Genomic DNA, 9,277 nt, shown 5'->3' on the forward strand with positions numbered 1-9,277 from the left:
GGCAGCCAGATGGATCCGCAGTCTGCTCGAGCGCAAGCCGGCTCGGCTTGTCACCGTGGCCATGGCCAACAAAACCGCCCGGATTATCTGGGTCGTGCTGGCGCGCGGAGAAAGCTATCGCTCCCCGGCTGCGGCCTGAAATCAATCGCGGCGCACAAGCGTAGCCCGCGTCGAACTGTAAGGGTGCTGCATTGAATTGATGATGACGATCTGAAAAGCGGCCGCAAGGGCCGGGACAACCCGAGGTGCTGTCGCAAGCTTCGTGCTCGCCCGACTGAGTGGGACCCGGCCTGCGGACACCATCAGGGCCAGCGGCTATCTCGCGCCGCACAAACAGGCCGGACAGATGACCGCACCCGGACAGATCAAACCATCAACTCAATTTACCCCTTGCAGCGCAGGGGCCATCCACAGATGACAGCGCCCTTCGAGCAGACCATCGCCTCGACGACCACGTGGCTGCTCATCGCTTTCATCCAGCTCTTCACCAGACAAATCGCAAGATCATGAAATCACGCGGGAAAACTTCTACGCAAACGCTGAGATCATCGACAGCTACAGGTTTCTGCCGGAAACCGTGGCGAAACAGATCGGTAAATAGCCCAGCTCGCGTTATCACGTCCGGAACGAAGCGATCATCAGCGGCATCGGTAACGGCTCAGTGCATGAGCAGTATTACTGCTTTTAGCTGCGCAACCAGCTTGATAGTAGGACCCGGTAAAACTCATTCCTTCCAACAGCTGTCAATTGGAGCGACACGGTGGACCTGCCGATCGAAAGCCGGTGGTGGTTCGCCAGCTTGTTGCTTTTGCTGGTAGGCCTGGTCGGATTTCCCGTTTCCGCGACCCCGCCGGCAGGGACTTGCTTCGCCGTTCTGGCGCAACCGGAGGTCCCGCCAGATCCATCCGCAATGCGCTGTGCGGGAGCGCCAGCAGACTATCGGGAGAAGAGTCTGTGGTTGCGGCTGCCTCTTCCAGCAGAGGCCGCAGAAGGAGATGGCTCACTCGTGGTACACACCACGCGGTTCAACAGCATGAGCGCCATGTTTGTCTATCCCGATGGATCGACCGACATTCAAACGGTCCACCAAGGGTCGTATCGCGATCACTGGCATACCGGCGGCCAGATCGCCTTTTCGGCACGCGTCGGTATTCCTGTGGCTGCCGCCTGGATGCGGATCGACAACCTTGGAAACTATGATCTGCTGCGTGTGCGCTTTCTGCCGGGAGAGACAGCGGCCCGGCAGTTCGAGCTGTCCGCACTGGCGATCGGCGCCGCACTCGCGCTGCTGGCCATGGCGGCTGCGTACAATATCGGGCTTGCCCTGGTTCTGCGTCGTCGTTTTTTTCTATGGCATGGCTTCTGGGCGGCAGCGGTACTGGTATGGGGCATTGTCTGGTCGCAGGCCGGGCTGGTTTTCTTTCCCGAGACGGCGGGCACGGTATCGAGCCGGCTGGCAACGATTCTTGCCTGCCTCGCCATTATGTTTGCGGCATTTTCGACCGCTGCCGCCCTGCGATCAGCCCTGCCGGAAACAGCGAGGCGATCCGTTATCGGTCTTGGCCTCCTGGTGGCTGCGCTGGGCATCTTCGCTAGCGTCCCCGGCGCCGATCTCGCCGTGTACGGCATCCTGCTGAGTATCGGGACATTGATGACGCTCGCTGCCGTCGCGATCTCCATCGGAATCACTTGGTGGCGCGGTTATGCAGAAGGCCGGGACATGGCGATAAGCTGGGCGTTCCCGATGATCGTGCTAGCTATGACTCAGCTGGTCGATTTCGACACATTTCTGTGGGGCGGGGGCGCGCAGATCGTAGTCTTGTTCGCGTCTGCGTTCCAGGCCCTCTGCCTGTCCTCGCTTGCGACCGCGCGCCTGAGTGCCTTGCGTGTCCAACGCGATGCTGCCGTAGCCGCCGGCAACACGCTTGCCGAACTGGCCGATCGCGATCCACTCACCGGCCTGCTCAATCGGCGGGGCTTTGTCAGCCGGTGCGAACAGGCGTTTGGAGAGCACAAGACGAGCCCGTTTGGGCTGCTTCTGATCGATGTGGACCATTTCAAGCGTGTGAACGACCGTTTCGGACACGAGGCTGGCGATGCCGTGCTGGTCGCCCTCGGGACAAAACTGCAATCGTTTGAGCAGCGCTATCCTTGTCTAGCTGGTCGGTTGGGAGGCGAAGAGTTTGTTCTTGGGGTCGCCGGCCTGTCGCACCATGCGCTCGGCCAGCTTGCCGAAGCCGTGCGCCAGCAACTGGGCACCTGCGATCAAAGCACCGGGACGCCGCTTCCTTCGGTGACCGTAAGCATAGGTGTGGCCGAAGGCGTGGCCGATGGACCATTCCGAAAGCTTTACGGAAGAGCGGATCGCGCGCTCTACACGGCGAAGCATGCCGGCCGGAACACGGTGGTATTCGCGTCCGACATCGTTGAAGCATCCGATGCGCAGATCAGCTTCTTAGACCCAGAGGACCAGGAAGACGGCACGGTCCAATGGCATGGCCGAACTGGCGTGCTCCGTTAGCGTGCCATCACACCGCAAAGCCGATTGCGATTGAGTGCTCTGGTCGATGTCAGCCGCGTCAGTCAATGGACGCTATCTGCGAATTGCAGCGCAGGGGCCATCCACAGATGACAGCACCGCTTCGCGCCCTAATCTCGGTTGTTCGGGATCATAGTCGACGAGCCGAAAGCGGACGTAGATCGCGTGCCGCTGGAGCGGCAGCATTGTCGGACGATCCGGAACGGCGGTTTTTGGAAACCACGATGGGATAGCGGACGTTCTTGGCAGCGAGTTCGCGAGTCAGCTTCGCGCCTTCATCCCGGTCATTAGGCCAATCGCCGGCCTCTCCCGAAAGCGGTCATAGAGGCCGCGCGCAGTAATGGCCGCTTTGTGTCGAGGCAGGCCAGTCCGCGCCCGTTCTACTCCATGGCCAATCACGGCCACGGAGAACGACGATGACCTACTCGCACTTAGACCCGGCGATGCACAACCGCGCGGCGTGGAATGCTGGAAGGACCGTGGGAACGAAGCGACCCCTCACGCAGAAGCAGATCTGGGCAATCCGATTCTTCCTCGACCGGGAGGAGCGGCTTCGCGATCGTGCGCTGTTTGACCTCGCCATCGACAGCAAGCTGCGCGGCTGCGACCTTGTGAAGCTCAAGATCGGTGATCTTGTGGCGGGGTCCGATATTCGGAGCCGCGCTCTCGTCGTCCAGCAGAAGACAGGACGACCGGTGCAGTTCGAGATTACCGCTGACGCTCGCGGCAGCCTTGCGACATGGCTCCAGCGTCGTGGCGGGCCAGCTGATGGGTATGTCTTTCCCAGTCGTCTTGATCTCAGCCGCCCGATGAGCACGCGCCAGTATTGCCCGGCTCGTCGACGAGTGGGTCACAGCCATCGGACTGCGCCGAGAAGACTATGGCACGCATTCGATGCGTCGCACCAAGGCTGCCATGATCTACAGGGCCACCGGAAACCTTCGCGCGGTTCAGATTCTGCTGGGACACTCCAAGATCGAAAACACCGTTCGTTATCTGGGCGTCGATGTGGAGGACGCGCTCATCCTCGCCGAGCGCACCGAAATTTGATCATCAATGCGGCCATCGGACATTGCCCGATGGCCGCTGTTGGGGCTCTGCAAACCCACTAATTCGACTGTAACTGGGTGGTTAGCAGTCGTCGCTGGGCAGGCTGCGCTCTAAGTAGGGCAAGCTTGTTCCGTTATGCCATATCCCTGCCGAATACTGCGAGAAGTGGCTTGCTCTTGATCCCGCGGTAAATGACACGATATTTCCAATCACTGACCGATGACAGTTTTGCCCTTCCTTCTTCTTGGCCTGCTGATTGTCGCGGTCCTTTTCTATCGCCATGTTTCGTCGCGGCGGAAACGCGAACAACTCCTGACGACACCGCTCACTTCGGACCAACGTAAGACCGTGGCAAAACTGGTGCCGATTATACGACGGCTGCCGGCATCATTGCTTCCTCAACTCGAGGGGAAAATGAACCTGTTCCTCGATCAGATCACTTTTCATGGCAACCAGGATCTTGAGGTGACGGACGAGATGAAACTATCCATCGCTGCGCAAGCCTGCCTCCCGATCGTCAATAGCCCGGTCTGGTACGACACACTCAGAACCATACTGGTCTACCCCTCGGGTTTCCGCACGGGCCGCAACACGCACGATGGCTTCGTCGTACATGAGAGCGACATCGGAACGCTGGGCGAAAGCTGGGCCCGAGGGCCGGTAGTCTTGTCCTGGGATCATGCGCTGCAGGGCGGGCTTGACGCAGAAGATGGCCACAACGTCGTCATCCATGAATTTGCGCACCAGCTGGACAGTTTGACCGGTCACACCAATGGTCTTCCTATCTTGCGCAAAGGACAGGCGTTTTTGGGGTGGGAAAAAGCCATGCTCGATGCTTATCATGGCCATGTGGAGAGGGTTGAAAGCGGGCGCCCTACGCTGGTCGATGCCTATGGCGCGACAAACCATCAAGAGTTCTTTGCCGAAGCAATTGTAACCTTCTTCGAAAAGCCCCAGGCTTTGCGCCGCGAAGAGCCCGCGCTCTATGCGCAGTTGGCCGAGCTATTGGCGCTTGACCCTGCGCGATGGGCCGGCGCCGACCGCTAAGAAGGAATCGCCTGCAAAGCCTCGTTTTACGAGAGAGGCTTCGTCCGCCAGCGGGTCGGGACCTGAAGGGCAGATTCTTGCCAATCGCCGAGATTTCCTGCCTTTCGGGTAGCGCCCCCATTGCGGACGTTCCGTCAGGTGCTATTCTAGCGATGGAGGTAGATCATGACCCAGATTGTCACTGCCGTCTTTTTCAGCTTGATCCTGGCTGGCATCGCTCTTCGGGCTAATGCACGGCTCCGGCATGAAAAACGCTTGCCGATGCAATGGTGGCTTACCGGAGACGTAACGTGGTCTGCTCCGCGCCTCATAGGACTTGCGTTCATTCCTGTACTAGCTTTTCTTACCTTTGCGATCCTGATTATTTTGTCGTTCAACGTGCAACCTCGGCCCGGCCAAGAAGGCGTGGTGCTTCCCGCGTTTATTGGGCTCGGAATCACATTCGTCGCTATCCAGGTTCTCCACCTTTGGCTGGCCCAGAAGACGCTCCGCAGGAACGGCAGCTAACCACCCGTTGCGGCCATGAAATGCCTAGGGGCGGTTGTCTGAAAGCCGACATGCGGCTTTGCCCAGTTACCAGCCAGGACCTGCCTTTCAGCAACCGGTCCTGCTGCCGTCACCGGCGAGTGTCTAAATGTAGGGCAGCTCTTGGCGACCTAATCCGAAGCCGGGAATGACGGCTATGTCGGCGGCTACTGACGGCTTCATCGGTCCGGCCGAGTGTCAGCTTTCCGAGTTTCTGTGCCCCGTAACCGGACCGGCGGAAGACGGCCCAGGAGCTGCCTTGCGCCATGCGCCTGCTGCGCTAGCAGCTCCGCATCGTGTCCGGAGATTTCTTGTAGTGCTACATCGGCACAACCGGCATGCATCTGCCGCCAGGCGACTTTAGCCTGAAACCCAACCTTCGCTTCGCTTCGCCCCTTGGTCCGTTCTGCACGAGCTTGGGTAAGCGCCCGACCTTGACGTTGCGCCCGAGGAGGAGGTGGTGGTCGTCCGACTTTGAGGAAGCCCTCCAGCTTGGTCTGAAGGAGTGCTTCCCGGCCACAGATCTCACCGCAAGGACGGCCACTGCGTGATTTTTTCTTGCCCGACCGCTATCGGGAAAGCCGCTGCACCGCCAGATGCCAGTAAGGAAAAACGCGTCGCGGCGCGGTGGAACATCTGTCAGTCGCCCGGGGTTGGTAATGTAAGCGGAGCTTCCAGGCGCGGCGTAGCGTTTCACCTTCGATAAGGACTGCATTATATGATCAATCGCCAGTGGCGTCTTGCATCGCGCCCGCAGGGTGCCGTCAATCGCAGCAACTTCGACTATGCTGAGACACAGGTGCTCGCGTCGCCGGACACCGGCGGCAAGGTGCTCCTGCGCACTGAAATGCTGCTCTGTATGCCCACGATCCGCAACTTTATCAGCGGCAAACGCAGCGACTACTATCCCACCATCGAACTGGGCGAGCCGATCATGTCGCCCGGGGTGGGTCGTGTCGTCGAGAGCAGCGATAGCGATTATCCGGTCGGGACGCGCCTGGTCGGCGGCAGCAGCTGGCAGGATTATCAGTGGGTCGATCCCGAACAGGGCTATCGCGTCGTGCCGAATGACACTCCCTCCGTAGATGCGCTCGGCATCTTGGGCATGAATGCGCTGACTGCCTATTTCGGTGTAGTGGAGGTCGGACAGCCACAGTCGGGCGAAACGCTGCTCGTGTCCGGTGCCGCCGGATCTGTCGGTTCGATTGCGGCTCAGATCGGGCGCATACGCGGAGCACGAGTGATCGGCATCTGCGGCGGGTCGGAAAAGGTGAACTGGCTGAAGGACAGCTGCGGCATTGCCGAGGTGATTGACTACAAGGCGCAAGATGTGGGCGTGGCGCTCGACGCTTTGTGCCCCGATGGGGTCGACGTGTTCTTCGACAATATTGGCGGCACCATGCTCCGCGACATCGTACAGCGTATGCGTCGGCATGGGCGGATTGCTCTTTGCGGACAGATCGCGACATACGATGATGCCGCCGACAACCCGCCGCTGGACATGATGCGCATCATCTATGGCGCAATCCGCCTGCAGGGTTTCCTCGTTCCCGATTTTGCCGACCAGATGCCGCAGGCCCTCGAACGATTGTCAGAATGGGACCGTCAGGGCCTGCTGGCGCACCGGGAAGATGTGCGCGCCGGCTTTGAGGCCTTGCCCGACACCTTCGCGTCCCTGTTCAACGGCAGCAATAATGGCACACTCATAGCCCGCATTGCGGATGAGGAGAGCAGGCCGATCTGATCGGAACGAGGCTGCTCCGCACAGCGAAACCGGACCCAGACGAAGGGCCGCTTCAGGAAGCCGAAGCCGTCATCTGAACGGGGATTGAGGGTATCAGCTGTCGGATGTCCCGATTTGACAAAGCATTTTCGGTAAACCCGACTATCCGCAGTCGGTCTCGGAGCCATGGTTCAGAGGGAACGGAATTTCTACCGTAAACCTACTGGCTCATAGCCTCCGCAATCGGGGTATTGCCATCGAAGAAATTCACGGTCTGGCGAACGGCTGCATCCGCCTTGATGACATGCGTGACCACTTCGGCCACGTTCTCGCGTGAGGTGACCCTCTTTTCATCGGGCCAGTCCTTGGCGTCTTCAGTCCGCGTGAGTTTTCCGGTGGCCGGTTCGGTGGTGAGCAGACCCGGGCCAAGGATAGTGTAGTCGAGCGTGCTTTCGCGCAGCTTTGCATCCGCGTCGTGCTTGGCCTTGGCATAGGGATAGAACGAATGCTCCGGGTCGAGCCGGTGAACATCCACGCCACCGCCAGCATAGGAGACCATGATGAAACGCTTGATGCTCGCTTGCGCTGCTGCCGCCATGGCGCGAGTGGCGGCCTTGTAGTCGACTGCATGAGTGCGTTCCGGGTTGCCCCCACCAGCACCTGCGGAAAATACGATGGCTTCGGCGCCGGTGAATGCCGCTGCAAGCTCATCGACACTGGCCGATGCGATATCGAGCACGACGGGATTGCCGCCGGCGACCCGTACATCATCGCTCTGGTCAGGATTACGGATCACCGAGTTCACGGCATAGCCGGAGGCCTTGAGTTTAGCCGCAGCGAGCAAGGCCACTTTGCCGTGCCCGCCGACGATAACCACACGGTTGATACTCATGAGTGCTTCTTCCTGTAACTTACTGGCTAGAGCTGACGCCTGGTTGGATCGTGATGCGCTCCTCCCAATGTGAGTACGATCTATTCATCCCCGGTCTCAGCTAGAACTCCTGCACCGTGGGACGGAGCACGATCTCGTTTACGTCCACGTTTGTCGGCTGCTCGACTGCAAAAGCGATTGCACGAGCCACAGAGTCGGCAGGGATTGCGATCTCGTAGAGCGCGTGCACGCCCTCCGCCGCTTCGGAATGAGACGTGCCCTGCTTCAGCTCTGTATCTACCACCCCGGGCGAAATGGTCGTGACCCTGATCTTGCCGCCGACCTCATGGCGCAGCCCTTCAGAAATGGCCCGAACCGCAAACTTGGTACCCGAATAGACCGTGCCCCCTGGGCTGAAGACCTTCACCCCGGCCACGGACGAGATGTTGATGAAGTGGCCCGAGCCTTGCTCCTCGAAGACCGGCAGGGCTGCGGCGATGCCGTAAAGGACGCCCTTGATGTTGATGTCGATCATCCGGTCCCACTCATCGACATGAGTGGCCGACATGGGGGCGATTGCCATCAGTCCTGCATTGTTGATGAGCACGTCGATCCGGCCGCATCTCGCGCGCGCTGCCTCCACGAATGCCTTGACGCCCGCCCGGTCGGTAACGTCGACAACGCCGTATCCTGCACTCTCGCCGATTTCCCCGGTGATGCGCTTCAGGTTCTCCTCGCGCCGGGCGCCGAGGAACACCTTTGCGCCGCGTGCGGCAAGCAGCCGCGCAGTGGCTTCGCCAAGGCCCGATGAGGCGCCGGTGATGACAACCACCTTGTCCTGGATGTCTGGCATGATCTTTCCTTTGAAACAGCGAGCCATCGCCCGAGCGTACTGCGGTCAGGCGCTTCGCGGCGGAGCTTAGGCTCAGGTAATGGTTGCAGGAAGGACGGGTTCCCTGCTGCGGCTAACGGAAGTGTTCGGGTGATTCCGGCTAATTTGAGCTGAAGAGCAGGCGGTCGGAAGAGCGCCCTGATGCCAGCTATCCGGTGCATTCCTTCTGACAGTACCCTCGTGCTCGATCAGATCCGCACGGCGGTGGTCGGTAAAGCAGCCGGCGAAGCGTTCGACCAAGCGGATCGCGCGATCCGTCGATCCCAGCAGCAATCCGCCGGCATCGCTCGTCACCGCGCCGCCGTCGAATGCCGCCACCACCGAGCGATTCTCTACGCGTGCAAACTCATGCGGTCTTGCGCTACACTGTGTCGGCATCGGGGAACTCCTCTGCAGTCCGGTAAGACTTTGTTGCAGAAGAATTGTTCCAGATTCAGAGCCCCGATGCACCCATTACCGTGAGATTCCGGGCTAAGCGCACTAGCTCATACCACCTTCGGTGTAACTACGCACTTTGGGTTCCATCGATTGGGAGGAAATGGTTTGACAGTAATCCTAGGCTCAGGACCCATTAAAGGGATTCCCAAAGCAGCGCAGATTTGATTCACAGGCGGCGCAAGGAGGCGCTGT

Annotated in this window: 7 protein-coding genes and 2 pseudogenes; 6 read left to right on the plus strand and 3 right to left on the minus strand. The window is 59.9% G+C overall.

The genetic code is table 11. The annotated features are described in order from the left end of the window. The 6 genes and pseudogenes from ELY13_RS15435 to ELY13_RS14090 all read left to right on the plus strand — a co-directional run. Window positions 1–139 (plus strand): annotated as a pseudogene (locus ELY13_RS15435) (IS110 family transposase); the annotation flags it as partial. Between the two features lie 867 nt (window positions 140–1,006). Then, window positions 1,007–2,521: a sensor domain-containing diguanylate cyclase gene (locus ELY13_RS14070; RefSeq protein WP_206436078.1), complete on the plus strand. Its 1,515-nt coding sequence runs from the start codon at window positions 1,007–1,009 to the stop codon at window positions 2,519–2,521. A gap of 434 nt (window positions 2,522–2,955) precedes the next feature. Continuing rightward, window positions 2,956–3,589: pseudogene (locus tag ELY13_RS14075) on the plus strand (tyrosine-type recombinase/integrase). A gap of 219 nt (window positions 3,590–3,808) precedes the next feature. After that, complete coding sequence (locus tag ELY13_RS14080) at window positions 3,809–4,636, plus strand: M90 family metallopeptidase (protein ID WP_126174540.1); 828 nt, start codon at window positions 3,809–3,811, stop codon at window positions 4,634–4,636. A gap of 165 nt (window positions 4,637–4,801) precedes the next feature. After that, entirely contained in the window at window positions 4,802–5,143 is a 342-nt protein-coding gene (locus ELY13_RS14085) for a hypothetical protein (RefSeq protein WP_126174541.1), read from the plus strand. Window positions 5,144–5,879: 736 nt separating this feature from the next. Continuing rightward, complete coding sequence (locus ELY13_RS14090) at window positions 5,880–6,905, plus strand: NADP-dependent oxidoreductase (RefSeq protein WP_126174542.1); 1,026 nt, start codon at window positions 5,880–5,882, stop codon at window positions 6,903–6,905. A 199-nt stretch (window positions 6,906–7,104) separates the two neighbouring features. Here the strand turns inward: ELY13_RS14090 and ELY13_RS14095 are convergent, their stop codons facing one another. The 3 genes from ELY13_RS14095 to ELY13_RS15595 form a co-directional block, all read right to left on the minus strand. Then, on the minus strand, window positions 7,105–7,761 hold the full coding sequence (locus ELY13_RS14095; protein ID WP_206436079.1) for an NAD(P)H-binding protein: 657 nt from the start codon (window positions 7,759–7,761) through the stop codon (window positions 7,105–7,107). A 115-nt stretch (window positions 7,762–7,876) separates the two neighbouring features. Continuing rightward, window positions 7,877–8,608, minus strand: coding sequence for an SDR family NAD(P)-dependent oxidoreductase (locus ELY13_RS14100; protein ID WP_126174544.1), 732 nt, complete (start codon window positions 8,606–8,608; stop codon window positions 7,877–7,879). A gap of 72 nt (window positions 8,609–8,680) precedes the next feature. Further along, on the minus strand, window positions 8,681–9,025 hold the full coding sequence (locus tag ELY13_RS15595; RefSeq protein ID WP_126174545.1) for a transposase: 345 nt from the start codon (window positions 9,023–9,025) through the stop codon (window positions 8,681–8,683). Window positions 9,026–9,277: the final 252 nt, after the last annotated feature.

It is taken from the genome of Altericroceibacterium xinjiangense, assembly GCF_003958635.1.
GTDB classification, from domain to species: Bacteria; Pseudomonadota; Alphaproteobacteria; order Sphingomonadales; family Sphingomonadaceae; genus Altericroceibacterium_A; species Altericroceibacterium_A xinjiangense.